This window comes from Alteromonas sp. H02 (genome assembly GCF_059682525.1).
In genome coordinates this window covers 4,492,521-4,519,008 of sequence record NZ_CM185021.1, presented here as the reverse complement: position 1 = coordinate 4,519,008, position 26,488 = coordinate 4,492,521, and the positions used below count along the sequence as shown (strand labels likewise).

The following is a 26,488-nucleotide window of genomic DNA, read 5'->3' as shown; positions in this document are numbered from 1 at the left end:
TGACATTAGTCAGCCGCTAAACAACATTTGTGCAAAATTGACAAATTGTTGTAAATCCCATTATGATGAAATCAGAGCATTTATCATCAAATGCTTAGGAGGTATTTATGCGATTATCGATAGAAATCACGCCTGAGCAGCATCAGAACTTAAAAGCCGCAGCTGCCTTACAAGGCAAGAGTATCAAAAGCTATGTGCTTGAACGGGCACTACCTAATGCAGACGAGCAAGCCGCCTTACAAAAGCTTGAGGCGTATCTAGCGCCGCGTGTTGCCGCCGCTAAAGCAGGTAAAATTTCGAGCAAGTCTGTCGATGACATTTTTGATGAAGAAATAGCGAAAGCCAAATAAAATAATGCCCTTGTATGACATTACGGATGATGCTGAAGCCGATATTCGCGAGATTGTTGGCTATACCCTTGAGAACTGGGGCGTTGCACAAACAAACATCTATAGAAAAGCCATAAAAGACACTTTTGAGCTTATCGGGCGCAAAACTGTAGTCATTCGCAAATTTTCAGATACGTTTCCTGATTTACTCGTCACAAAATGCCAGCATCACTATATCTTTTATCTTAATGAGGGCCATTGGGCCGGCAATTAACCTCAGTCTTGGCATAAATCGGCTTGGAGAGTTGGAAAGTCATTCATATCATCCATGACCCGAATAAGTTGCTCAGTACCATCGGGGTTACGCTTCATAATTCGACCACCTTTGGCATAGGTGAAGCCTACACCTTGGCTTAAAGCTTTTTCTCGCGCAGAGCGAGAAGCATGACGACCAATTTTCGCCAATGTCGTAAAATCAATTAGCGGATCTTGGCGTTTTGCTACAGAAACTTTTCTTACTAGCTGGCCCATTGATTTCTCCTTCAATTGATAAAGCTATTTTATCTATCGAACACATGAGTAGCAACCTAAGGGTTAGTGTACTGTACCCAATGAACGCGCGCACGATCTTTTCACTTTTCAACGGTCGTTCGTCCGCCATTGAGCAACTGATAAATAGAAGGAAGCCAGCCGGGTTTACGTCGGTAATAGTTTGTTTAAACGCAGCTAAATAACTTTATTATAGTGCCGTTTGCTTTCTCGCATGTGCATAGAGTGACATTCTACCCCGGCAGGACAATCCGCTGGCCTGCTCAAGGTATGCGCTGTTTTGCTGAGTTTTCTGAAGCTTAGATCCAGTTATACGCGCACTGTTGGAATTAAAATGATTGCATCATTATGATTTCATGTTATGCTGAACAATAGTTATACACTCAGTGGCAAGCCATGGCAGATTTCAGCACCATTACATTAACTCAGCAAAAACGGCTCGCGTTTATCGATTTTTGTCTGGAATTCTTCGGGCAAGTGGCCAGAGCGGATCTGGTTGGCCATTTTCAAACGGGGATCGCCTCGGCCACCCGGGATTTAACGTTGTATAAATCTCTGGCACCAGACAACCTGGTGCTGAGGCATCAAACCAAGCTCTATTACCGTACCGCCGAATTTTCACCGTTGTTTCCGCATCACGCGGAAGAAGTGCTGTTCAGGTTGGCAAACAAAGACGCAGATGAATTTAAGTTGCTGCAGCGACCCAGTGACGTATGCGTTGAAGCGGTACGTCTTATTCATGCTTCATCATCGACTATTGCGCCGCTATTACGGGCCATCATGCATAACAAAGCCATACACTGTCGCTACGTGTCGCTGTCTTCCGGCATAACGGAACGGGAACTAGTGCCCCATTCACTCATTAATAACGGTTATCGCTGGCACGTACGCTGCTACGACAGAAGCAATCAAGCATTCAGGGATTTTGTCAGCAATCGTTTTTTAGACATCAATTTACTGGACGGGCAACCGCTGAATACAGAGTCGGTGCTCAGTGATACGGCCTGGAATAATGTCATCCCTTTGGACTTAATACCGCATCCGGGAGTTAAGCATAAGCAAGCCATCGAACTTGATTACAACATGACGAACGGCAGCTTAACCGTGGAAACCCGCGAAGCGTTGCTGGGCTATTTAACCCAGGCATGGCGAGTGGATTGCTCTGCAAATTACAGGCTCGATCCAATGCAATTCCCACTGGCGCTGGCGAATAAAGAGGTGCTGAAAAACATGGATGTGAGTCCGTTGCTACCGGGAGTTAAGCAATGAAAGCCGATTTCAGCGTAGAGTTTTTGGAGCAATTTAAAGAACAAAGTGTCGCTTTGCGTTTGCTGCGCGCCCAACACTTTCCATTGATGACGAGTTTTTTTCACAGTGCGTTTATTCGCCATAATCGCCGGGCGGTGCCGTATCAGGAACTGATCGCAATGCTCGATTACCACTTAAGCGATGTAGCTGAAGTGTATGGCGAGCAAAAATACCCGAAAACAGCCCGCGCCTATATCGACGACTGGATCAATCAAAAGCCCGGTTATCTGCGTAAGTACCTGCCGCAAAACAGTGATGAGCCAGAGTGCGATTTATTGCCCGATGTCGAAAAAGCGCTGCACTGGGTTGAAGAGTTGCAGGGGCGGCAATTTGTCGGCACAGAATCGCGCCTGAAACTCCTTATCGATTTAATTGGGGAGCTGGTGCAGGGCACTACCAACGATAAATCTTTGCAACTAGAAGCCTTGCAGCAGAAAAAAGCGTTGATCGAACAGCAAATCGAGGCGGTAAAACAAGGCACCAGTCTTGGGCTGGACGATACCGAGGTGCGGGAAAGGCTGTATCTGGTCTCTGATATTTCGCGCAAATTACTCGGTGATTTCCGGCAGGTAGAGGCGAATTTTCGGCTCCTGGATAAGGACACCCGCAAAAAAATCACCTTGGGAGGTGGCCAGAAAGGGCGGGTGCTGGATATCGTATTTGCCGATCAGGACGTCATAAACAGTTCCGACGAAGGAAAGTCTTTTATCGCGTTTTTTGAATTGTTAATGACCCAGCAAATGCGCGATTCGCTAAGACAAAACTTAAAGCAGATAATGCACCACCAATTGGGGCACGAGTTTGTCAGTAGTGACGAATTGCTCCAGCACCTTTACAGCTATTTGCTGGAGGCCGGTGACAAAGTGAATCGCACCAAACAGCAAATTACCGAACAACTGCGCCGCTACATCGAGGAGCAGTCGCAGGATAACCGGCGCATTCTCGAGCTTATCCGCGATTTTGAAGCTGTTGCACATCAAACGAATCGTCCCGACACCCCTTTGCATTTGCAGCAGAATTTTGCCGAGATTGCTGGCATCCAGGCCAGTATTTATCCTCACCTCAGCCGTGGCTTGTTTGTCCCTAAAACACCGGAACAACTGGATTCTGACATCAAAGAGGGCGCCCAAGAAGCCGATGTGGATTTAACCAATCTGTTTGAAGTCAGTCATATTGACGAACTGCAGTTACAGCAGCAGATCTTTACTTCGCTGGATAAACATCAGGGGCAGGTGACCTTAGCCGGTGTGCTGGAAGATTATCCCCTGCAGTACGGCCTCGATGAGGTACTCAGCTACATTAAACTGGCCTGTGAAGAGGTTGTGCCTGCCAGTATTGACACCCAACAACCGCAACACGTTAGCTGGCAGAGTGAGCCGGGCGTTAGCCGCACCCTGTCGGTACCCACTATTACGTTTATTCGGGATACGTCATCATGAACGAACAAGCATCTGCAGAAGCCTTGACTGCGCAGCATCATGCGGCATTGAAGGTCCGGCTACTAAAAGGGCCGGTTTATCGGGCAAAACATCGCGACCTGTGGGATGTGCTGGAGCGTGATCAGGCGCTTATCCGCAGTTATTTTGACCAGATCGGTTTGTCGTTGCGACTCGATGATGCAGAAGGTTTTGCATTTTTACAACAGCGTGAGGTTGATACCGAAGAAGATCAAACAGAGATCCCCTCGCTTATTACCCGTCGCCAACTGAGCTTTGGGCAAACCTTGCTGCTGATTTTTTTACGCAAGCGCCTGGCCGAACACGATAGTGAAGAGAGCAGTCCGCGTCTTATTGTTGAGCGTCAGGAAATATGGCAGTGGCTCGCCCCCCATTTCCCGGATGCCAGTAACGAAGTAAAGCAGCACAAAGAGTTTGATGCGCTGATTAAAAAGATCACCCAAATGGGCTTTTTGAATCAGTTACCCAATCATCAAAATGATTTTGAAGTCCAGCGTATCCTCAAAGCCTTTGTGACAGCAGAGCAAATTGTCCGGTACACGGAATTATTCGATATCCATAGCAAAGAGGAAGCCAGTGATGAGCAGTGACACGTTAACAGAGACCGCTGCGCCAATACATAGCGATCCTCGCCCTGTATCACAAGCAACGCAGCGGCAGGGTTTTCGTTTAACCCGGTTTGAGGTATTAAACTGGGGGACCTTTGATAGGCAGATCTGGCACCTGGACAATAGTGGCGACAATTGCCTGCTCACCGGCAATATCGGTAGCGGTAAATCAACGCTGGTCGATGGCCTGACAACGTTGCTGGTTCCGCCCAGAAAGCTGGCGTTTAATAAGGCTGCGGGTGCTGAAAACAAAGAGCGTTCGCTGGAGTCGTACTTTTACGGCTATTATACGTCACAGCAGGATGAGTCGGGTAAAGCCCGTGCGGTAGGTTTGCGTAGCAAGGGAAATCACTATTCGGTACTGCTGGCACAATTTCATTCTGTAGCACTGCAACAAACAATTACACTGGCGCAGATCTTCTGGCTCAAACCTGGTGAAAACAAAGTGAAACGCTTGTTCGTTGTGGTTCCGGAGGCGCTCGACATTGCCACCCACTTCAGCGACTTTGGTACGCAAATTAAGGCGTTGCGTAAACGCTTGCAAAAAATGCCCGAGCTCACACTGGTTGAGAGCTTTAATCAATATCAACAAACCTTCAGTAAGTGGTTGGGGTTAGGTACCGATGGCAAGGCGCTGGAGTTGTTTAATCAAACGATTTCCATGAAATCAGTCGGCTCTGTGACCGACTTTGTGCGCCAGAATATGCTTGAACAGCCCGATGTGGAGGGGCAAATTCAGGAACTGGAGCGCAATTATGAATCATTAAAGCGACTTCACGACGCGGTGGTCGCGGCTCGTGAAAAAATTACCTTACTTCAACCGATTGATAAACATGGCCGTCAGGCGAAAGAGGCGGCGCAGGAAAAACAACACTTTGCGTTCTGCCGTGATTACGTAGACAGCTTTATGGCCGAGAAAGCGGTTGTACTGTATGAAAAGCGGATTGTCCGCCAGCAAGGTGAGCTTGAAAAACTGGCCATTGATGAACAGCAGTTGCAAAGTCAGAAACGTCGCCTTAATCAAACGGTAAGTCAGCTCAGAAGCGATATCGATCAAAACGGTGGGGGCCGGTTGCAGCAACTGCAAGATAAAATTAAAGGCTTAGATGAAGCAAGAAACCAAAGTAAGCGTTTGTGTGATAACTATCTCGCACTGGTTAAGCCGCTCGGGCTGCCCGAAGCGCTAACAGCAGATAACTTTGTCAGCAATATACGTGAATCGCATTCTTTGTTTGAACAACATCAACAGCAACTCGAAAATATTGAGAGCCGGCAAGACGATTACAAATTGCAAAATCACCAGTTGCAACAGCAACAACAGGCGGTGCAGCAAGAGTTGGAGGCGCTGCGTCATCGCAAATCCAATATTCCGGTACGCCAGTTAAACATCCGCGAGCGACTGTGTGAATATCTTAAGGTAGAGGAAAGCCGGTTACCCTTTGTCGGTGAGTTGGTGCAGGTAAAACAGAGCCAGACTCAATGGCAGGGCGCCATTGAGCGGGTGTTGCACAACTTTGCACTGTCGTTGGTGGTGCCGGATTCGCTGTACGCTGATGTGAGTGATTTTGTTGAAAACACCCATCTTGGGACGCGGTTGGTGTATTACCGTGTAAAAAGTACCGAGAATTACTATCCGCAATCGCCGCAGCCGGACTCCCTGCTGGCAAAAATAGAAATCAAGCGCGACAGTGAGCACTTTCAATGGCTGCACCGCGAGTTACAGCAGCGTTTTGACTATCAGTGCTGCGAGTCAATGACTGACTTTCGTCGGAGTGAAAAAGCCATTAGTTTGCAGGGGCAGGTGAAGTCAGGTCGTTTTCGTCACGAGAAAGACGATCGCCACAGTTTGCATGACAAAAGCCGCTTTGTACTTGGCTGGAGTAACCAGGCAAAGCTCGACCTGCTGGCCGCCCAAATACGTGCACTGCAAACTGATGCCGCCGCCATGGCAACCACGTTAGCGCAATGCGCTAGCCAGCGCCGCGATATTGAAGAGTTGCGTCGTCAGGCCAAAAATCTCAGCGACTTTAACTTAACCTTTGAGCAAATCAACTGGTCACAGTTTGCCAATCAGTTGGAAGTCGCCAGGCAAGAAATACGGGTCCTGGAACAAAGCTCCGATGTATTGCGGGAATTACAACAACAGTTTCAGCACGCACAAACCGAATTAACCCAGGTGGAAGAAGCGTTTCGAGCGCACTATCAACAACTGGGTAAACTTGAGACTAAGCTGGAAGACGATCATAAGATCCTGGCTGAAAAGACAGCCGAGTGTAACGCGGTATCCGAACAGGTAAAGCAGCGTTGTTACCCGGATCTGTCCGCCTTGTATGAAAAGCATGGTGCGGCGCAATTGCGCATCGACATGCTGGCGAACCAATGCTCGGTGTTACGCACCAAACTGAATGAAAAAATCCAGCATCTTGAGGAGAAACGCAGTAAGCGGGAAAAGCAGATGCTCACCGCCATGAAAGATTTTGCTTTCCGTTTTCCTAACGATGTAACCGAACTGGACGTTAGTGAGCAGTCACTGTCTGAATATCAGCAGATGCTGAAAACACTGCAGGATGAAGACTTACCCCGCCATGAAACCCGTTTTAAAGAAATGCTTAATCAGGACACCATTCGTTCGATGGCGCTGTTTCGCAGCTATCTGGATAAGCAGGAAGAGCAAATCGATGCGCGAGTCAGTATGATCAACCGTTCATTACGGGAACTGGATTATCAGCAGGGCACCTACATCGAAATAGACAGTATTTCCTCACCGGATTTGGATATTCGTGAGTTCAAGCAGCGCCTGAAGAGTTGCGTGGAGTTTTCTACCGACGACAATTTATATTCCGAACAGAAGTTCGAGCAGGTCAAAACGCTGATTGAGCAAATGCGCCACGAGCCGACGTGGACTCAGAAAGTAGTGGATGTACGTTACTGGCAACTGTTCAATGTGGTTGAGCGATACCGTGAAGATAACAGTGAGAAAGAGTGTTATTCCGACTCAGGGGGTAAGTCCGGCGGGCAGAAAGAGAAGCTGGCGTATTCCATTTTGGCAGCGGCCATCCTGCTGCAATATCGCCTGGTGGATGACGAGACCGGCGCAAAAGCCAAACGCCGGTTTAATTTGGTGGTGATTGACGAAGCCTTTGCCCGTGGCTCAAAAGACAGTACGCGCTTTGGACTTGAATTGTTTAAAAAACTCGGACTTCAGCTGTTACTGGTAACGCCGCTACAGAAACTCGATGTCATTGAACACTACGTACAACAAGTGCACTTTGTTGATCAGCGCAGTAATCGTTCCATGGTGCTGAATATGACGATAAAAGAATATCGTGAGCGGCTCGCACAACACAAATCGCAGCAGCAATATAAAGCGCTGGTGGAAGAGGTAGAGCAAAACCCAGCGCTTAAACGTGAATAAGGGGCTGAATAGGTGCAGACAGTAAAAGCGCTGAAAGCAAAACTGCAAAAGCAATGGCAAAATCAGGTGTTCTACAAGCAGTGGCTGTGTGGCGAGTTGTCATTTCCTTTGCAGGTTTCACTCAAACGGCCGACAGACAAACAACTGCTGCACGATTTTGCCGTACTGACGGCCGCTCAACAGGCCTTTGAGCGGGAGCTTCTGCCTCATGCTGGTGTGAGTCTGCTTAAACAACAAGTCAGTTATGCCACTATGGGGCGTCAGAATGTCCCCGTTGCTGTGGTGTTTGAGTCGCCAGAAGCATTGGCCCGGTTTTGCGGTAAATGGCAGGAATGGCAGCAATTCATTGCCGATGCCAAGCGGTTGCAAGCGGGTTTGCCCCATGTGCGCATTGGCCAGCAGGTATCGATTAAACAGTTACTGAATCATGCGGGTGAGTGGGAGAAGCTTATTGCAATTGCGCACTTTTTCAGGGCGAATCCGTTACCCGGGTGTTATCTGCGCGAGCTACCCGTTGCCGGGGTAGACAGTAAATTTATAGAACACCGCAAGCAAACCGTAAAAACGCTGTTAGATGCGGTATTACCCGCAGACGCGATTAACAGCCAGTATACGCAGATGGGTGAACACGGTTTTGAAAAGCGCTTTGGTTTGCGTTTTGATGAGCCGCAGATACGCTTTCGGCTGCTTGATCCACAACTGTATTATGAAGTTGGCGGGTTGCGGGATATTACGCTACCGATTAGCCATTTTGCTCAGTTATCGTTAATGGTCGACCGTGTCTTCATAACGGAAAACCTGGTAAATGGTCTGGCGTTTCCCAATGTGAAAAATGCCCTGGTGATCTTTGGTAAAGGTTACAGTGTTCAACTGCTCAAACAGATACAGTGGTTACACCGCTGCCGGCTCTATTATTGGGGGGATGTTGATACTGACGGTTTTGCCATGCTCTCACAAATACGCGGTTATTTTAGCAACACGCAGTCGCTGTTGATGGATGAGGCGACATTGTTAGCCACCAAGTCTTTTTGGGGCGCGGAAGCGCTTAACAAACGCCAAACGCCGGAAAGTTTGCCCAACCTCTTACCCACCGAAGCGGCACTCTATACAAAGCTAAAAGCAGATCATTGGCAACCGCGCTTAAGGCTGGAACAAGAAAGAATTCCATTCAGTCTGTTATCCGAGCAGTTACGGCAACTAGGATGTAAGTAACAATAGTTTGGTTGTATTTGTCACGGCTATGACAGGGGATGAGAGCGCATACGTTTACTGCAATAGTGGTTAGTAACATCGGTTTAGCAAAACAAACATGGTAGGATCACTGAATGTAATGAAAGGTTTGCTAACAGTATGCTGGCAAATTGGAATGAAGGTCTACAAAGAGATAAGTAATGGCTAAGCAAGGTCACATCAACATTTGTCACGGCTATGACAGGGGATGAGAGCGCATACGTTTACTGCAATAGTGGTTAGTAACATCGGTTTAGCAAAACAAACATGGTAGGATCACTGAATGTAATGAAAGGTTTGCTAACAGTATGCTGGCGAATTGGAATGAAGGTCTACAAAGAGATAAGTAATGGCTAAGCAAGGTCACATCAACAGCAATAGTGGGTTAACGGTTGTATCAGTGAGTTCCTCAGGAAGCCAAAGCGCCCAAGCACGGGAGACGCTCGATAAACTGTGGGTAGAAGTTAACAAAAAACAGCAACGAAATGACCGTTATCAGGCTAAGCTTGAAGCGTTTATGGCGTACTTCAAGCAATCGGTTGAACCCATTGAACAGGAGGTCTGCCGGGCTAACGAGCAGTGGATCCGCCATCTAGTTTCTTTTGTGTCGCGTAAATCAATAAAGGGTAGGCAACATGAGGCCCTGCTGGATTGGATCCAGGAAGAATTAACGATACTTGAGTCGAATCCGTTTAATCCTGTGAATACCAATGACTTGAGGGACGCTTTTAATGAAGCGATAGTCACCTCAATTAAGCAGAACCCCAACTCCAGCGAGGTACCTGAGGAGCAACTCGATCATTACCGGATTGAGTTGTCGCTAATGCTTGGAGAAGAGATAGAACTCAGTGACGAAGAGTTGGTTGAGTTGATCCATGACCCGCATAAGGCAATGGCCTATTTTGAATCGGTGCTCAAACATAAAATGGAATCAGGTTACGTGGGTGATGATGAAGATATTCACGGGCAGGAGTCGCCATATTTTCATGACGAGTCAGATCAACACGATCATTCGTACCAACAACATAATCAAGACTTCCATAATACGAATGTCGATGTAGCTACTGCTTTGTTCAGCGATAAACAAATCAACAGACTCTATCGGCAGTTAGCTAAAAAGCTGCATCCTGACCGGGAACTCGACCCGGATAAGAAGGCTGAAAAAATGGGTTTGATGCAACAACTTTCACACGCCAGGGACGTTAAGGATCCGCTGGCTATATTTTTGTTAGCACAGCAGTATTTGCCAGAATATCAGTTGGAGTTAAACGACAATTTAACTGTGCAGTTAGAAACAATATTAAAAGACAAGGTTAAACAGTTAAACGCCGATTATCACGAGTTGCGACGCGGTGACGGACTGAGTGTGATAATTTGGCAGCGCTTTGGTGGTGGCACAAAGGCCGCCCGGGAAAAAGGCTTACGAGAATATCGGCAGGCGCTTGAGCAAGATGTTGAGAATCTCATGGCAAAGTGCAGGGAAATTAAAACGGTTAAAGGGTTGCAGAAGCACCTAACGGCACGACTTCAATCATTTAATTTCACGCGTGTTCCCATGTCCGAACTGCCCTTTGACGATTTTCCATTTGATATGTTCGATTAATCAACGTCTAGCTAGGTTGATGGCTATCTTGTTCGAGTACTCGTTGTGGCGGCAGATTGCCCCTTTTTGTTTTTTAAGCGATACTGCCCGCCGGTTGCTATGCATTACCAGTAACCGGATAATTACTAATCAAGGTTTGTGAATTCTTCGCGCATGTCTGTAAAAAAATATTCAATGATGGCAATTAAGGCTGGTGTTGGGGTTGTGCCCAAGCCATTGCGTAATTTTGCTAAGAAAAACCCGGCTCTTACCTCTTTTTACAGCAGATCACTGCAAAAGTCCGGACTGTTTTACGGCTTTCCCAGCAAGAAGAAATTATTAGCTTTATATTCCCAGACATTAAACCTGCAACAGTCTGCTATTAGTACTGATATTCACCGACTCGAGACCATCACGCCAAAGTTTTCATTGGCGATCATAGGTGAGGAAAATGGTAGGGTAATCCGCACTCTGAGGTCGCTAAGTAACCAGGCTGAAAATATCGATTACGTTTTTACAAGTGTTGAGTCTAACAGTCAAACCAAAGAGTTCTCAGACCTGAATTTCAAAAAGGTAAGTGGCCTTGGTGATGTATCGATACAACAAACAAATTCGCCTCTTTTATTGTTAAACGCCGGTGACGAATTGCATGGTCAGGCATTAGCCTATTTGAGTAAACGAACGGTAGAAGGACTACTTTACGTAGATACTGACCAGAAACTTTCCGGGTCTTTATGCGAGAATGCACGTTTATTGCCGGATTGGAATCCGGACTATCAGTTGAGTAATGCATACATTCGAAGTGGCGTTCTATTGTCTGCGAAGTTAAGAGAAAGTCTTGAGCAGACATCTGCAAAAACGATTGCGGGCCTGGTGACTCAACTGTGGTTGCTTGATAATGAGCTGAGTATTGAGCATGTTCCATTGTCTCTGGTTCACCACAAAGAAAATAAGCAAGCAAAATTAACCGAATTGCAAGAGATTGCCGGACTGATCGAGAGTGAAAAAGCCTCAGCTAATACTGTTGAGGTTGAGCAGATCAATATCGTGCAGTGGCCAGTAACAAATCAGCCCCTCGTTTCTTTAATTATCCCTACCAAAAATGCCAGGCAACTGGTTAAAGAGTGTATCGAGTCTATTTTGACCAAGAGCACCTACCAGAACTATGAAATTCTGCTGGTGGATAATAACTCCGATGAGCCTGAATCCCTGGCTTATTTTGAGGAGCTCAGTCAACACGAGAAGATCAGGGTATTAAAATACCCACATCCCTTTAACTACTCCGCTATCAATAACTTTGCGGCGCAGCAGGCCAAAGGAGAAGTGATCGGGTTGATCAATAACGATATCGAGGTGATCACGCCGGACTGGCTGGAATATATGGTTGGTCATGCGTTGAGAGAAGATATTGGTTGTGTAGGGGCGAAGCTCATGTACGGCGACGACCGTATTCAGCACGCCGGAGTGGTATTGGGCTATGGCGGTGGAGCCGGGCATGCACATAAGTACTTCCCTCGATACCATCCCGGTTATATGAACCGGCTAATCGCCTCACATAATTACAGTGCAGTAACTGCCGCTTGCTTACTGGTGAAAAAGTCACTGTTTGATGCGGTGGGGGGATTAAACGAAACCGATCTTACAGTCGCGTTTAATGACGTGGACTTCTGCCTGCGGGTGAGGGCTCAAGGAGTAAGAAATCTTTATTGCGCTGAAGCAGAACTGTATCATCATGAATCGGTATCCCGTGGGCTGGATGTCAGTAAAGAGAAAATGGCAAGGTTCAATGCTGAACTGGACTACTTAAAGACTCATTGGCCTGAAGTGATTGCCCACGACCCGGCCTATAACCCTAACCTGACGCTTCGCCGTGAAAACTTCTCGATTAAAGAAAAGAGCGAACAAGAAAGTTCAATACAGTCATCCCGGGCTTGACCCGGGATCTCCTAAAAAGGTTGGCCCAGCCAAATCAGCCTTTTCATTAAAGCACTTTTGAACTCTACGATAACCAGCAAGGAGTTCCCCGCCAGAAGCACGCGGGGATGACGGGTATTGATATTTGTGTTATTCCAGATTAGCGCAAGCGTTTTGCGGGAAGGCGGTACTCCTCTTCGCTGGCACCACCATTCATCGCAAAACGTTTAAGGGAATCCTCATCTACGCCAGCCTGGTGGGCTGTTTCAATAATCTTGCGTACCTGTTCCCGCTGTTCGCCGGATTCACGAACTGCCGTAGTGACAACAGCTTCAGCTTCGCCCGGAAATACAGCTAAAAGTGCATCCACCACATACTCACCTACCAGTGGTACGGCACGAATAGCGCTGGAAAGAATATCAACCAGTTCATTAGGATGCTCAGCAGTAAGGGTTTGTACTATGGTATCGGCAGAGTCTGGCTCAGTAAGAACAGCCACTCGCACGATGTCTTTAAGCTGGTCCGGATTGGAATTTGCTGCGGCACCCACAACAAAATCCACATAACTGGGATCGGCCTGTATTGCCAGCTCTACTATATTAGGGCAGCTACTGACTTCTTTATCCATTGCTATCTTTACAATCTTAGAAGTAGCGTTTGGTTGTGAAGATATCGCCGCGTGGATGATCTCCTGATAATTATCCGGATATAAATCCAGTGCTGTTGCCACAATGGTTTCAACTTCATCAGGATAATTACTGGTAATCGAGCCAATTGCCCGGCCAACAGACATCGACTGGTTAACCTGGCGCTTAATGAAAACTTGCAGCACCTTATTTTCACTTTCTTTAACAGCTGTGTCTGTAATAGCAAGCGCACAGTGGTTAGTGAGTAACATCAGCGAACCAAGGATAAAGCAACAACTACGATTCATGTTCAAACCCTACTTTTTTAGTAGAAAAGAGACTTTTTAGCTAAAATTTGAACAGCACTTTCCAATTTAGTTCAATAATAGCTGACAAAATTGTCACATTGATTACAAAGTATCCGTTCGATCACAAAATTACAAGAAATGTTAGGTATGGGTATTGACCTTTAATTATAAATCTCTAAAATGCGCCCCACTTCGAACGGGAACGCCTCAACAGGCTACCCGGCATAACGCGAAAGCCTTATGTGAAGCGGTATACAGCGAGAATGCTTCGAAAATAAATTTTCAAAAAAGTGTTGACACTGAAAACGAAGAGCGTATTATACGCATCCCGCTTCGGCAGGTTCTGAAAGAACGCTGAAGCAGCGAAATAAGATTTCGCACTGTTCTTTAACAATTTATAACAAGACAATCTGTGTGGGCACTCATTAAGAGTGTCAACAACGACAATTCAAAATTTCGATATTTAATTGAAGAGTTTGATCATGGCTCAGATTGAACGCTGGCGGCAGGCCTAACACATGCAAGTCGAACGGTAACATTTCTAGCTTGCTAGAAGATGACGAGTGGCGGACGGGTGAGTAATGCTTGGGAACTTGCCTTCGGGAGGGGGATAACAGTTGGAAACGACTGCTAATACCGCATAATGTCTCCGGACCAAAGCGGGCTTTTAGCTCGCACCTGAAGAGAGGCCCAAGTGAGATTAGCTAGTTGGTAAGGTAAAGGCTTACCAAGGCAACGATCTCTAGCTGTTCTGAGAGGAAGATCAGCCACACTGGGACTGAGACACGGCCCAGACTCCTACGGGAGGCAGCAGTGGGGAATATTGCACAATGGGGGAAACCCTGATGCAGCCATGCCGCGTGTGTGAAGAAGGCCTTCGGGTTGTAAAGCACTTTCAGTTGTGAGGAAAGGTTGGTAGTTAATACCTGCCAGCTGTGACGTTAACAACAGAAGAAGCACCGGCTAACTCCGTGCCAGCAGCCGCGGTAATACGGAGGGTGCGAGCGTTAATCGGAATTACTGGGCGTAAAGCGCACGCAGGCGGTTTGTTAAGCTAGATGTGAAAGCCCCGGGCTCAACCTGGGATGGTCATTTAGAACTGGCAGACTAGAGTCTTGGAGAGGGGAGTGGAATTCCAGGTGTAGCGGTGAAATGCGTAGATATCTGGAGGAACATCAGTGGCGAAGGCGGCTCCCTGGCCAAAGACTGACGCTCATGTGCGAAAGTGTGGGTAGCGAACAGGATTAGATACCCTGGTAGTCCACACCGTAAACGCTGTCTACTAGCTGTTTGTGAATTTAATTCGTGAGTAGCGAAGCTAACGCGCTAAGTAGACCGCCTGGGGAGTACGGCCGCAAGGTTAAAACTCAAATGAATTGACGGGGGCCCGCACAAGCGGTGGAGCATGTGGTTTAATTCGATGCAACGCGAAGAACCTTACCTACACTTGACATGCAGAGAACTTTCCAGAGATGGATTGGTGCCTTCGGGAGCTCTGACACAGGTGCTGCATGGCTGTCGTCAGCTCGTGTCGTGAGATGTTGGGTTAAGTCCCGCAACGAGCGCAACCCTTGTCCTTAGTTGCCAGCATTTAGTTGGGCACTCTAAGGAGACTGCCGGTGACAAACCGGAGGAAGGTGGGGACGACGTCAAGTCATCATGGCCCTTACGTGTAGGGCTACACACGTGCTACAATGGCATATACAGAGGGAAGCGAGACAGTGATGTGGAGCGGACCCCTTAAAGTATGTCGTAGTCCGGATTGGAGTCTGCAACTCGACTCCATGAAGTCGGAATCGCTAGTAATCGCAGGTCAGCATACTGCGGTGAATACGTTCCCGGGCCTTGTACACACCGCCCGTCACACCATGGGAGTGGGATGCAAAAGAAGTAGTTAGTCTAACCTTCGGGAGGACGATTACCACTTTGTGTTTCATGACTGGGGTGAAGTCGTAACAAGGTAACCCTAGGGGAACCTGGGGTTGGATCACCTCCTTACGTAAAGTCGTTGGACGACTTGATGTAGTGCCTACACAGATTGTTTTGTTATGAAATAAAGAACGACCAAGATTTACTCGTAAGGGAAATCACTGGGGCTATAGCTCAGCTGGGAGAGCGCCTGATTTGCATTCAGGAGGTCAGCAGTTCGATCCTGCTTAGCTCCACCACTCTTTAGGCTTTTAGTTTACTGGTTGCAGCCCTGTTAAGGCTGAGGACGGTGAGGTCGGCAACTGCCGATAATAAAAGTTTATAGTACAGGCTTGTAGCTCAGCTGGTTAGAGCGCACCCCTGATAAGGGTGAGGTCGGCAGTTCAAGTCTGCCCAAGCCTACCATTTGCTTACTTGGTAGCTGTTTTTGGTCGAAGCGTTGGATACAAATCCTAACAAATAACTACTATTTTAGTGCTTATTAGTTAGGGTTTTTTACCCTCGGGGAGATTACATACTTTAAAGAGTACTGTGAATCCTCCTTGCGCAAAAGTCGATAAACAACATCGATTTTGCACCATGTTCTTTAACAATTTGGAAAGCTGATATTAGTAATCAATCAATATTGAGTAACTGAGAATATCGAAAGATGTTCTTTCAAGACTACTCTCTACTTGACGAAAGTGTAGCAAGAAGGCAATTGTACACAACTGAGTGTACTGTATGTCCTCCTTGCGCAAAAGTTTCCATCATCGCTGAGGCGATAATGAAAATTTTGCACGAAGATTAGACAGTCATGCATGCAACAGTGCTTTAATGCACACCTGACTCCGGATAAAAAGGCGGGGGTTAGGCGCAACGTTATCCATCCTTTTAGGATGTCGCATCCTTTGGATAGTGTTGTACGGCTATTAACTTTCTCACTACTCATGTTGAGAAAAAGTAATGGCGATGGATAGGATGTTTTTTGCTGCAAAGAGTACTTTTGGTCCTCCTTGCGCAAAAGTCGACAAATAACGTCGATTTTGCACTCAAAAGCTATTTAGGGTTGTATGGTTAAGTGACTAAGCGTATACGGTGGATGCCTTGGCAAATAGAGGCGATGAAGGACGTGTAAGTCTGCGAAAAGCTGTGGTGAGCTGACAAAACGCATTTGAGCCACAGATGTCCGAATGGGGAAACCCACACATTTATGTGTATCTGCACCTGAATTCATAGGGTGTAGAGGCGAACGAGGGGAACTGAAACATCTAAGTACCCTTAGGAAAAGAAATCAACCGAGATTCCCTGAGTAGCGGCGAGCGAAAGGGGAGCAGCCGATAAGCAAAGTAGTAGTGGAACCTTCTGGAAAGTTGGGCGAAACAGGGTGATAGCCCCGTACATGAAGCTGCTTTGTTTACATATTAAGTAGGTCGGGACACGTGTTATCTTGACTGAAGATGGGGGGACCATCCTCCAAGGCTAAATACTCCTATTTGACCGATAGTGAACCAGTACCGTGAGGGAAAGGCGAAAAGAACCCCTGTGAGGGGAGTGAAATAGAACCTGAAACCGTATACGTACAAGCAGTGGGAGCCCTTCGGGGTGACTGCGTACCTTTTGTATAATGGGTCAGCGACTTATATTTAGTAGCAAGGTTAACCGTTTAGGGGAGCCGTAGCGAAAGCGAGTGTTAACTGCGCGTCTAGTTGCTAGGTATAGACCCGAAACCCGGTGATCTAGCCATGGGCAGGTTGAAGGTTGAGTAACATCAACTGGAGGACCGAACCCACTAACGTTGAAAAGTTAGGGGATGACTTGTGGCTGGGGGTGAAAGGCCAATCAAACCGGGAGATAGCTGGTTCTCCCCGAAATCTATTTAGGTAGAGCCTCGGACGAATTCCTTTGGGGGTAGAGCACTGTTAAGGCTAGGGGGTCATCCCGACTTACCAACCCTTTGCAAACTCCGAATACCAAAGAGAACTATCCGGGAGACACACGGCGGGTGCTAACGTCCGTCGTGAAGAGGGAAACAACCCAGACCGCCAGCTAAGGTCCCAAAATATTGCTAAGTGGGAAACGATGTGGGAAGGCCCAGACAGCTAGGAGGTTGGCTTAGAAGCAGCCACCCTTTAAAGAAAGCGTAATAGCTCACTAGTCGAGTCGGCCTGCGCGGAAGATGTAACGGGGCTAAGCAATATACCGAAGCTGCGGCAGAGGACATCACTTAACACTACTTCGATGTAAGCTAACAGCAACGTCGCGAAGCGACCTGCTGTTAAAGCGTTTCATCACAGTGGAGTGGGGTTAAGGATGTCCTCTGGGTAGGGGAGCGTTCTGTAAGCCGCTGAAGGTGAACTGTGAAGTTTGCTGGAGGTATCAGAAGTGCGAATGCTGACATGAGTAACGATAATGCGGGTGAAAAACCCGCACGCCGGAAGACCAAGGTTTCCTGTCCCATGCTAATCAGGGCAGGGTAAGTCGGCCCCTAAGGCGAGGCAGAAATGCGTAGTCGATGGGAAACGGGTTAATATTCCCGTACTTATATAATCAGTGATGGAGGGACGGAGAAGGCTAAGCAAGCTTGGCGTTGGTTGTCCAAGTGAAAGCGAGTAGGCTGAGAAATTAGGTAAATCCGGTTTCTTAAGGCTGAGACGTGAGACGAGCCACCAAGGTGGTGAAGTTGTTGATGCCCTGCTTCCAGGAAAAGCTTCTAAACTTATGATTATGTAAACCGTACCCCAAACCGACACAGGTGGTCAGGTAGAGAATACTAAGGCGCTTGAGAGAACTCGGGTGAAGGAACTCGGCAAAATTGTACCGTAACTTCGGGAGAAGGTACGCCCCTGACTGTGATGGAACTTGCTTCCTAAGCGGTCGGGGGTCGCAGTGACCAGGTGGCTGGGACTGTTTATTAAAAACACAGCACTCTGCAAACTCGAAAGAGGACGTATAGGGTGTGACACCTGCCCGGTGCCGGAAGGTTAATTGATGGGGTTAGCGTAAGCGAAGCTCTTGATCGAAGCCCCGGTAAACGGCGGCCGTAACTATAACGGTCCTAAGGTAGCGAAATTCCTTGTCGGGTAAGTTCCGACCTGCACGAATGGTGTAACCATGGCCACGCTGTCTCCACCCGAGACTCAGTGAAATTGAAATCGCAGTGAAGATGCTGTGTACCCGCACCTAGACGGAAAGACCCCGTGAACCTTTACTACAGCTTGGCACTGAACATTGAACCTACTTGTGTAGGATAGGTGGGAGGCTTCGAAGCAGAGACGCTAGTTTCTGTGGAGCCGTCCTTGAAATACCACCCTGGTATGTTTGATGTTCTAACGTAGGTCCCTAATCGGGATTGCGGACAGTGTCTGGTGGGTAGTTTGACTGGGGCGGTCTCCTCCCAAATAGTAACGGAGGAGCACGAAGGTTAGCTAATCACGGTCGGACATCGTGAGGTTAGTGCAATGGCATAAGCTAGCTTAACTGCGAGACAGACACGTCGAGCAGGTACGAAAGTAGGTCATAGTGATCCGGTGGTTCTGTATGGAAGGGCCATCGCTCAACGGATAAAAGGTACTCCGGGGATAACAGGCTGATACCGCCCAAGAGTTCATATCGACGGCGGTGTTTGGCACCTCGATGTCGGCTCATCACATCCTGGGGCTGAAGTCGGTCCCAAGGGTATGGCTGTTCGCCATTTAAAGTGGTACGCGAGCTGGGTTTAGAACGTCGTGAGACAGTTCGGTCCCTATCTGGTGTGGGCGTTGGATGATTGAGGGGAGCTGCTCCTAGTACGAGAGGACCGGAGTGGACGAACCGCTGGTGTTCGGGTTGTTTTGCCAAAGGCATTGCCCGGTAGCCAAGTTCGGAATCGATAACCGCTGAAAGCATCTAAGCGGGAAGCGAGCCCCAAGATGAGTCATCCCTGAACTTAAGTTCTGGAAGGGTTGTTGTAGACTACGACGTTGATAGGCAGGGTGTGGAAGCGTTGCAAGGCGTTAAGCTAACCTGTACTAATTGCCCGAGAGGCTTAACCATACAACGCCTAAATGGCTTTACATTTAGATGTTGATGGAATGGCTGACTAATTAAGTCAGAGAGAGTAGTAGTTACTCGATAGATTGAATACATATCAGATTTTCCAGAATTGTTAAAACAATTAAAAGTTTAAATAAGGCTGATGAACAGGCACCTGAGAGTACTGTTTGTCCTCCTTGCGCAAAAGTCGAGAAAAGCACTCGATTTTGCACGAATTTGCCTGGCGGCAATAGCGACGTGGTCCCACCTGAATCCATTCCGAACTCAGAAGTGAAACATGTTAGCGTCGATGGTAGTGTGGGGTCTCCCCATGTGAGAGTAGAACACCGCCAGGCTCCCATTCTAAGAAAAAAGGCTATCCATTTGGGTAGCCTTTTTTTGTATGCGGCGTTCAGTGAAACATCATCATTGCTAACAACATTATCTGGATAGCCCTTTTGCTTAGAAAGGCACTGACGTGCCACTCCTATGAAGACCCAACCATCGAGAGTCATATCCATAGACGCTCTTCGAACAGTGTCCTTTAGTGATACTTCCCTGTAGGGGGCATCCAGCTCGGCATCCATGCCTCGCGTTCATCACTTGTCGAATGCCACCGGCATTCGTCATACTTCTACGAAGCACCGTTCTTCACCCCCATGTGAGCTTTATTAATTAAATATAAAAAGAACCGTCATCCCGGTTTCGCTCAGCGAAGACCGGGACCCCCATCGTACAACCGTAGAGTAAAAAAGAGCGCCTCATACGGTGCTAAATAAAACCTAGAATATCAGCACCACTACCACAGACAACTAATAAAAAGTATAGTGCGGTCATAATGAAAAAGGGATATTTGTACAAGTAATATGAAGCTAAGTACGATTTACTATGTCATTCAGTCGAAGCTCGCAGCACTGACTTATCCGCGTTATCGTCGGGCTTATAAACAAAACAATTCAGCTCCAAAGGTTAAGCTGGTTGCCATAGCTAAGAATGAAGCGGCTTATTTACCCGAATGGATCTGTCACCATTTACACTTCGGCTTTGCAGCAATTGAAATTCACTACAACGGTTGTACTGATAACACCCCTGAAGTTGCCCGCGCTTTTTCATCAGAGTCTGTTCAATTTATTAATGCCGACGCTGTATTTGAAAGATCTAAGGCGAAACCTCAAATTGAAATATATCGTCATGCTTTCAGCGCTGCCCAAAAGCAAGGCTTCGATCATGTGATGTTTTTGGACATTGATGAGTTCTGGGTGCCCTATGATCTGAGCACTTCCATAGCAGATTTTATACAGTCTGCACCCTACTTTGATGTGCTGAGCTTTCAGTGGGCAAACAAGGTGTCTGACTATACACCTTTTTCAACCGCACTCGACGAAAGTATACTGGTACAACCTGCAAGGCAGTTAAAGTCTGTCTATAAGTCCTTTATTACGCCAGGTTTACTAAACCCGCACAATATACTGGATAACTCACTTATCAAACTCGAATCATCGTTCAGCCCGTTTGTACCATCTAATCGCTATCATTCCCTCGCCGCCACAGACACCCTGCCGCCAAGGGCATTTGTGTTACACCGTAAATACCGGAGTCAGATCGAGTATATCGCCAGTCTCGATAGAGGTGTTGTAGGAAGGGGCAAAGGTGTTGTTTCTATATTTAAAAGTAACCGTGCTGGTTTTGAGAATAGAAAAACATTCGAAACGATAGAGTTTTCTAAATCGGCCCTGGCTGCGTACCAAAAAGCCGTGAATATCAGCCTGACGAACTACGAAGCAGAGGAAATACTCGAACGTGCCAGAGATGGCGTTAAGCAACGTTATTATAAGGTACTCAACAATATCCGTAGTGCACCTCTGGCAGAAGCCGGTGTAATACATAAAATATTAAGAAACGTCACGCTTGAAGAAGCGAGTCAGGCGCTTGCTGATTATCAGCAGCGCAATAAGGATGAAACTAGCGCTGCTGAATAAGTAACCCGATCAATGTTCAGGTTTACCGGTTAGTGATATCAGACACGGGCAAAATCAGAGAGGCGTAGCTCTGAACCAGCCGGTCACAGATAGCCTTGGGGTTAACGAAAAAGGTGTGATGTAAGTAACACTATGAATATGTTCTACGTCGAAAATACTCAGGGTATTAAAGCCCGGCGCCCAGGCATCTCTTGGCGTACCATTTTTCTCGTAGAACTGTAACAAACCGCCCCAATCCGGATGCCAGTTTGGCGAAAAATTTAATACGTAGGCCAGGCGACGTTGTTCGGTGCTGTGTGTATCCATATGGCGGGTTAAAAACTGGCCTGCAGTGTATCGGGTGGCCTGGGCACTCGCCGCAACAATATCATGATGGCCGCTGATTTCCCGAACCCAGCTCAGCACTGCTTCACTGTTTAACCATTGATGTAACGCGGCCAGATTAGCAATGGGTTCTTTTTGATTAGATAGCTGATACCTGCCATAAATAAATCCAACACCTTTAGCGGCATTTTGCATGGTTTCAGTATGAATACGCTGTTTCTGGTTATCAGGCAGTTGCTTCCATTCATTGTCTGCCAGTGTAGTTGGTCTGCCATCGCGGAGTAGCGCCAGTTTATAGGGCGCTTCTTTGCTCAGACTGTTGTAAACCTGTTCAGCCTGATCCATAGGGATCAAACTTTGCACTCTTACGCGTTTATCATGCTGGTATTCAGCACTAATTGCTTCAAAGTTGATTTCGGGGTGAAAAGTAATCTGCAAGTTGCTTCCTGTTTTTTTTAATTTATCGGTATGAGCCTGGATTTTGTCATTAAGCCTGCGAACTGAGAAACTTAGCTTCTCGTTTTTGGCTAATAGTTCTACTAAAACTATATAAAACTCTGCCTGAGCTGCCAAGCTTAAAAGCGGCTCGCCAGGGCTTACCCCCGCATGCTCTCTGGTTGGAAAAAATGACGGGAAAGTCTGTTTATCCTGCGGCTTATAAACCCCACGGTTGGGTGGCTTAAACAGCCGCCCTATACCTTCCTAAAAACAGTGCATAATATAGAACAAAAATTAATAAATTGATAAATCACCGCTTATTTGATGGTTTTACCAATTATTCACAATAAACTCGCGCGCTGTTATTGCCTTTAACTAAATTGCTACAACTCCCGCCACATCTACCACTTAGGTCTTATATATACTTTTGGATAAGTCTATAAAGTGTCAGTTTTTGCGGCTGTCCTGCCGCACTTCAACGCACCTTTTTCACACTCAGGTGCGTTCTTTTCCTTTTCTGCTAAGTATGGAGCTTTCATGTTTTCTCATTCCAGAATTCTGTGCCCTGAATTACAACAAAAAATCATGACCGCCGAACAGGCCGCCGACTTTATTCGCGACGGTGATACCGTTGGCATGAGTGGTTTTACCGGCGCTGGTTATCCTAAGGCCTTGCCCGGCGCACTGGTCAATAAAGCGCAAATCCAGCGCGACCTGAAAAAGCCATTTAAAATTAATCTGTGGACGGGGGCATCAACCGCGCCGGAGCTCGATGGCGTGCTGGCCGACGCCGATGGCATTAATTTACGCTTGCCTTACCAGTCTGATCCCATTTGTCGTCAGCAGATTAACAGCGGCCAGATGCACTATATCGATTTGCATTTATCTGAAGTGTCGCAATACGCGTGGTCAGGCTTTTTAGGCGATCTGGATGTGGCAGTTATTGAAGTGGCGGGCATTCACGAAGACGGTCGCATTATTCCGTCGTCCTCGGTGGGCAATAATAAAACCTGGGTAGAGCAGGCCGACAAGATCATTCTTGAGGTTAACAGTCAGCAAAGCCTTAAGCTTGAAGGCATGCACGATATTTATTACGGTACGGCGTTACCGCCGCACCGCAAACCCATATTGCTGAATGAGCCGGCCGATCGCATTGGCAGCAAGTATCTGGATATTCCCCAAGACAAAATTGTCGCCGTTGTCGAAACATCAGCGCCCGACCGTAACAGCCCATTTTCACCACCAGATGCTGTGTCTGAGCAAATCGCCGCTAACATTTTAGCGTTTTTTGAACACGAAATTAAAAAAGGCCGCTTACCGGCCAACCTGTTACCGCTGCAATCTGGGGTGGGTAATATCCCTAACGCGGTGTTAAGCGGTCTGGATAATGGCGGTTACAAAAACCTCTCGGCGTATACCGAAGTGATTCAGGATGGCATGCTACAAATGCTTAAAAGCGGCACCTTATCGGTGGCTTCTGCAACGGCCTTCTCGTTAAGCCCGGATGCGCTGGTTGAGCTGAATGAGAATATCGACTTTTACCGTGAAAAAATCATTCTGCGCCAGCAGGACATCAGTAACCATCCGGAGATTGCCCGCCGCTTAGGGATTATCGCTATGAACGGCCTGATTGAGGCGGATATTTACGGTAACGTTAATTCCACCCATGTTATGGGCACGCGCATGATGAACGGGATTGGTGGCTCGGGCGACTTTGCCCGCAATGGTTACCTGTCGATCTTCATGACACCGTCTACTGCGAAAAACGGTGCTATTTCGGCCATTGTGCCTATGGTGTCTCATGTGGATCACACCGAGCACGACGTCAAAGTCGTTGTTACCGAGCAGGGACTGGCCGACTTACGTGGTTTGTCGCCTCGTCAGCGGGCCCGGGTAATTATCGATAATTGTGCCCATCCCGACTTTAAGGATCAGTTGCTCGATTATTATGAGCGCGCTTGTGCCAGTGACAGAGGTATGCATACTCCTCATCTACTCAATGAAGCATTGAGCTGGCATGAGCGGTTTGAACAAACCGGCACGATGCGTCAGGATTAAAAAAGCCCTAGTTGCTGGCTGGCCAGCGACTCAAAATCACCGCCAATGGCTGGCAGAATACTGTCGGCGATTGGCCGGATTTGTTTTTCTATATAGTGGTCGTAATCCAGTGGCTGACGGCAATATTCAACCACCTGCGGGCCGGTGGTAGTCATTACGTAACGTATTTTAGTGCGTTTCTGGTAGCGTAATGGTTTGCCTGTGCGGGCATTTTCTTCATCGGCATGGCGCGCGGCCTTTACATGGGGTGGTGCAGTTTTAGTGTAGTCTTTCAGGGGTTTGCGTAATTGCTTGGTATATATCAGTCCCTGGTCAAATTCACCCTGTTTGATGCCGCTGATGATTCGCATCACATAATCGTCTACCGGCTGATCGTTGAATATGCGGGTGTATAGCTCCATCTGAAAGTCTTTGGCCAGTTGGGTCCAGTCTGAACGCACGTTTTCCAGCCCCTTAAACACCAGCTCAGTTTTACCCTCATGGCGAATTAAACCGGCGTAGCGCTTTTTGCTGCCCGCTTCAGAGCCACGAATCGTGGGCATAAAAAAGCGCTCATAATGAGTTTCAAACTCGATTTCCAGTTCGCAGGTTAAATCAAACTCCTCGGCGATGCGTTGCTGCCAGCGCTGGTTTATGTCCTGTTCCAATTGTTTGCCAATGTCCCACGCCTGCTCAGCGGATACGTCATCAGCGATGTGTACAAACGTGGAATCGGTATCGCCGTAGATCACGTCATAGCCCGACGCTTGGATCCACTCGGCGGTGAGCTGCATAATTTCGTGGCCGCGCATGGTAATGGAGCTGGCCAGCCGCGGGTCGTAAAAAGGGCAACCACCACTGCCAAGCACCCCGTAAAAGGAATTCATCAGAATTTTGATGGCCTGGGAGCGGGGCTTATCCTGCTGGCGCTTGGCTTCGTCGCGCTGCTGCCAGAGATTGGTAATAATATCCGGCAGAAAATGCTGGCTGCGGTGAAAGCTGGCGCCTTTAAAGCCGGGAATGGCGGTTTCGGGGGATTTGAGTCCTTCCACTAAACCTAAAGGATCGATTTTGAAGGTCCGTATTATCGAGGGGTACAGGCTCTTAAAGTCCAGTACCAGCACATTCTGATAGAGTCCGGGTTTGGAGCTCATCACATAACCGCCTGGGCTGGCCAGGCCGCCGTCCGCCGGACGGTTGGGCGAAATGTAGCCTGCCCGGTGTAACTTGGGCAGGTATAAATTAATGAATGAGGCAACCGAGCCGCCGGGGCGGCCAAGGCGCAGGCCGGTGAGTTCACTGCGCAAAATCAAAAAATCAATCAGCCGCACCTGTTCGGCAATGTCATTAACCAGTACGCAGTCTTCAAAGTTATACTTTGCCAGCGCTAATTTGTCGTGGATAAAGAGCTTTTTTATGGCGCCGAGCTTGTCCGGATCATCAATGAGTTTACGTTTACCGAGTAATTCGCTGGCAACGTTATCCAGGGCAAAAGAATCAAACTGAAAGGTCATGGTTTTCAGTCCTTCAATGCCATCAATTATGGCCCGCCCGGGGACATCCACCAAAGCCCGGTTATCATCAAAAACTTTAATATCCACATTGCTGTGTTGCCGTCCGAGTGCAAGCTTAAGGCCGCAGCGGGTCGCCGCATCATGCAATACCGGCAGGTCGAATTGTTTAATGTTCCAGCCAATCAGTAAGTCCGGGTCGTGGTGCTGGATGAGCCTGATAAATTCGGTTAACAACGCGGTTTCGTTTGCGCACCAGATTATTTTGAAAGGCAACTCAGCGTCTTCAGGCTCGCCAATCATCAGCACAACATTTAACGTCGGGGAAGCGATACCGATGGAATATAAATGGCCATGTTCGTCGCATTCTATATCAAAGGAAAAGGCGCTCAGATCGCAGCGATATTCCGACGGTTTTAGGCGAGCCTCGGTCACCGTATTGTTATGCTGGTGAGCGATGCCCTTGTAGTGCACACCGCTGGTAATGAACCGCTCCATAAAAAAGCGATCCGGGGTTTTGATATCTGCCTCAAAGAGCGTTAGCCCTTGTTCTTCACTGAGGCGTCTGAGGATATGTAACTGCCGGTCCTGAGGGCATTTAATAACGCTTACCGGCTCGTGGCCGAAGGTATTAAGCGGTAGATTTTTAAAGCTGGCTTTTAACTGCTGGGCCTGACTGATGGCAGCCACCTTTTCGGCTTCATTTTGCGCAACAAAACAGGTTGCCGGTTGCACCGGCGTGATGAGCTTTACCGGCCCCTGTTCGGTGGCAAGCCAGATTTCGAGAGTTTGTTGAGCGCCCTGAGGCAGCACTCTGGCGGTTAGCACCATGCCCTGACCGGTTAGCGTGGTCGTCATTTTATAGTACAGCCCGGTAAATCTAACGCACAGTGGCAGAAGTCATGATATAGCAATGGTATAGTCAATGCAGATTTGTTTAATGTTGTAGCA

14 protein-coding genes, 2 tRNA genes, 3 rRNA genes and 2 pseudogenes are annotated in these 26,488 nt (G+C 47.7%); 17 read left to right on the top strand and 4 right to left on the bottom strand.

All coding sequences use genetic code 11. The annotated features are described in order from the left end of the window. Positions 1-107: 107 nt before the first annotated feature. Together AC566Q_RS20925 and AC566Q_RS20920 are read left to right on the top strand one after the other, a co-directional pair. A complete protein-coding gene (locus AC566Q_RS20925) occupies positions 108-350 on the top strand; it encodes a type II TA system antitoxin, ParD family (RefSeq protein WP_105934092.1) in 243 nt (80 codons plus the stop codon). Positions 351-360: 10 nt separating this feature from the next. Beyond that, positions 361-603, top strand: a complete 243-nt coding sequence (locus AC566Q_RS20920) for a type II toxin-antitoxin system RelE/ParE family toxin (protein WP_499610388.1) — start codon at positions 361-363, stop codon at positions 601-603. A 2-nt stretch (positions 604-605) separates the two neighbouring features. Here the strand turns inward: AC566Q_RS20920 and AC566Q_RS20915 are convergent, their stop codons facing one another. Further along, the gene (locus AC566Q_RS20915; protein WP_105936113.1) at positions 606-860 is read right to left on the bottom strand and encodes a hypothetical protein; all 255 of its coding nucleotides are present in this window, start codon (positions 858-860) and stop codon (positions 606-608) included. Between the two features lie 414 nt (positions 861-1,274). On the opposite strand from AC566Q_RS20915, the gene AC566Q_RS20910 reads away from it, so the two are divergent. The 8 genes and pseudogenes from AC566Q_RS20910 to AC566Q_RS20875 all read left to right on the top strand — a co-directional run. After that, the gene (locus tag AC566Q_RS20910) at positions 1,275-2,147 is read left to right on the top strand and encodes a WYL domain-containing protein (protein WP_499610385.1); all 873 of its coding nucleotides are present in this window, start codon (positions 1,275-1,277) and stop codon (positions 2,145-2,147) included. Continuing rightward, entirely contained in the window at positions 2,144-3,625 is a 1,482-nt protein-coding gene (locus AC566Q_RS20905; RefSeq protein WP_499610380.1) for a DUF3375 domain-containing protein, read from the top strand. Before AC566Q_RS20910 ends, AC566Q_RS20905 begins: the two co-directional genes overlap by 4 nt. Further along, positions 3,622-4,233 carry a DUF4194 domain-containing protein gene (locus AC566Q_RS20900; protein ID WP_499610377.1) on the top strand — a complete coding sequence of 204 codons (612 nt, stop codon included), beginning with the start codon at positions 3,622-3,624 and terminating at the stop codon, positions 4,231-4,233. The genes AC566Q_RS20905 and AC566Q_RS20900 overlap by 4 nt, the downstream gene beginning before the upstream one ends. Beyond that, positions 4,223-7,666 (top strand): ATP-binding protein, encoded by a 3,444-nt coding sequence (locus tag AC566Q_RS20895; protein WP_499610374.1) that lies wholly within the window; start codon positions 4,223-4,225, stop codon positions 7,664-7,666. Before AC566Q_RS20900 ends, AC566Q_RS20895 begins: the two co-directional genes overlap by 11 nt. A 12-nt stretch (positions 7,667-7,678) precedes the next feature. Next, on the top strand, positions 7,679-8,878 hold the full coding sequence (locus tag AC566Q_RS20890; protein ID WP_499610369.1) for a Wadjet anti-phage system protein JetD domain-containing protein: 1,200 nt from the start codon (positions 7,679-7,681) through the stop codon (positions 8,876-8,878). Between the two features lie 367 nt (positions 8,879-9,245). Beyond that, positions 9,246-10,499 carry a molecular chaperone DnaJ gene (locus AC566Q_RS20885; protein ID WP_499610366.1) on the top strand — a complete coding sequence of 418 codons (1,254 nt, stop codon included), beginning with the start codon at positions 9,246-9,248 and terminating at the stop codon, positions 10,497-10,499. A gap of 174 nt (positions 10,500-10,673) precedes the next feature. Beyond that, positions 10,674-12,413: a glycosyltransferase family 2 protein gene (locus tag AC566Q_RS20880; protein ID WP_499610359.1), complete on the top strand. Its 1,740-nt coding sequence runs from the start codon at positions 10,674-10,676 to the stop codon at positions 12,411-12,413. Positions 12,414-12,539: 126 nt separating this feature from the next. Next, positions 12,540-12,584, top strand: a pseudogene (locus AC566Q_RS20875) (hypothetical protein); the annotation flags it as partial. On the opposite strand, the pseudogene AC566Q_RS20870 reads toward AC566Q_RS20875, so the two are convergent. Further along, positions 12,580-13,326, bottom strand: a pseudogene (locus AC566Q_RS20870) (hypothetical protein); the annotation flags it as partial. The pseudogenes AC566Q_RS20875 and AC566Q_RS20870 sit on opposite strands and share 5 nt — an antisense overlap. Before the next feature lie 464 nt (positions 13,327-13,790). On the opposite strand from AC566Q_RS20870, the gene AC566Q_RS20865 reads away from it, so the two are divergent. The 6 genes from AC566Q_RS20865 (at position 13,791) to AC566Q_RS20840 (ending at position 21,227) form a co-directional block, all read left to right on the top strand. Next, positions 13,791-15,324, top strand: a 16S ribosomal RNA gene (locus AC566Q_RS20865). A gap of 94 nt (positions 15,325-15,418) precedes the next feature. Next, a tRNA-Ala gene (locus AC566Q_RS20860) sits at positions 15,419-15,494 on the top strand. A gap of 89 nt (positions 15,495-15,583) precedes the next feature. After that, positions 15,584-15,660 (top strand) — tRNA-Ile (locus AC566Q_RS20855). 649 nt (positions 15,661-16,309) lie between these two features. Continuing rightward, a 23S ribosomal RNA gene (locus AC566Q_RS20850) occupies positions 16,310-19,269 on the top strand. 219 nt (positions 19,270-19,488) lie between these two features. Further along, a 5S ribosomal RNA gene (rrf, locus tag AC566Q_RS20845) occupies positions 19,489-19,604 on the top strand. The 16S, 23S and 5S rRNA genes sit together here with 2 tRNA genes alongside, the layout of an rRNA operon. A 510-nt stretch (positions 19,605-20,114) precedes the next feature. After that, a complete protein-coding gene (locus tag AC566Q_RS20840) occupies positions 20,115-21,227 on the top strand; it encodes a glycosyltransferase family 2 protein (RefSeq protein ID WP_499610350.1) in 1,113 nt (370 codons plus the stop codon). A 54-nt stretch (positions 21,228-21,281) separates the two neighbouring features. On the opposite strand, the gene AC566Q_RS20835 is transcribed toward AC566Q_RS20840, so the two are convergent. Continuing rightward, positions 21,282-21,989, bottom strand: coding sequence for a 2OG-Fe(II) oxygenase (locus tag AC566Q_RS20835; protein ID WP_499610347.1), 708 nt, complete (start codon positions 21,987-21,989; stop codon positions 21,282-21,284). 537 nt (positions 21,990-22,526) lie between these two features. On the opposite strand from AC566Q_RS20835, the gene scpC reads away from it, so the two are divergent. Beyond that, positions 22,527-24,047, top strand: coding sequence for a succinyl-CoA:acetate CoA-transferase ScpC (scpC, locus tag AC566Q_RS20830; protein ID WP_499610340.1), 1,521 nt, complete (start codon positions 22,527-22,529; stop codon positions 24,045-24,047). Here the strand turns inward: scpC and AC566Q_RS20825 are convergent. Beyond that, positions 24,044-26,395 (bottom strand): DNA polymerase II, encoded by a 2,352-nt coding sequence (locus AC566Q_RS20825; RefSeq protein ID WP_499610337.1) that lies wholly within the window; start codon positions 26,393-26,395, stop codon positions 24,044-24,046. The genes scpC and AC566Q_RS20825 overlap by 4 nt on opposite strands. Positions 26,396-26,488 lie beyond the last annotated feature (93 nt).

What these genes read in the sequence shown, in the direction of transcription:
- AC566Q_RS20925 (WP_105934092.1), top strand. Translation starts at nt 108, where the DNA reads ATGCGATTATCGATAGAAATCACGCCTGAGCAGCATCAGAACTTAAAA.
- AC566Q_RS20915 (WP_105936113.1), bottom strand. Translation starts at nt 860, where the DNA reads ATGGGCCAGCTAGTAAGAAAAGTTTCTGTAGCAAAACGCCAAGATCCG.
- AC566Q_RS20910 (WP_499610385.1), top strand. Translation starts at nt 1,275, where the DNA reads ATGGCAGATTTCAGCACCATTACATTAACTCAGCAAAAACGGCTCGCG.
- AC566Q_RS20905 (WP_499610380.1), top strand. Translation starts at nt 2,144, where the DNA reads ATGAAAGCCGATTTCAGCGTAGAGTTTTTGGAGCAATTTAAAGAACAA.
- AC566Q_RS20900 (WP_499610377.1), top strand. Translation starts at nt 3,622, where the DNA reads ATGAACGAACAAGCATCTGCAGAAGCCTTGACTGCGCAGCATCATGCG.
- AC566Q_RS20895 (WP_499610374.1), top strand. Translation starts at nt 4,223, where the DNA reads ATGAGCAGTGACACGTTAACAGAGACCGCTGCGCCAATACATAGCGAT.
- AC566Q_RS20885 (WP_499610366.1), top strand. Translation starts at nt 9,246, where the DNA reads ATGGCTAAGCAAGGTCACATCAACAGCAATAGTGGGTTAACGGTTGTA.
- AC566Q_RS20880 (WP_499610359.1), top strand. Translation starts at nt 10,674, where the DNA reads ATGATGGCAATTAAGGCTGGTGTTGGGGTTGTGCCCAAGCCATTGCGT.
- AC566Q_RS20840 (WP_499610350.1), top strand. Translation starts at nt 20,115, where the DNA reads ATGAAGCTAAGTACGATTTACTATGTCATTCAGTCGAAGCTCGCAGCA.
- scpC (WP_499610340.1), top strand. Translation starts at nt 22,527, where the DNA reads ATGTTTTCTCATTCCAGAATTCTGTGCCCTGAATTACAACAAAAAATC.
- AC566Q_RS20825 (WP_499610337.1), bottom strand. Translation starts at nt 26,395, where the DNA reads ATGACGACCACGCTAACCGGTCAGGGCATGGTGCTAACCGCCAGAGTG.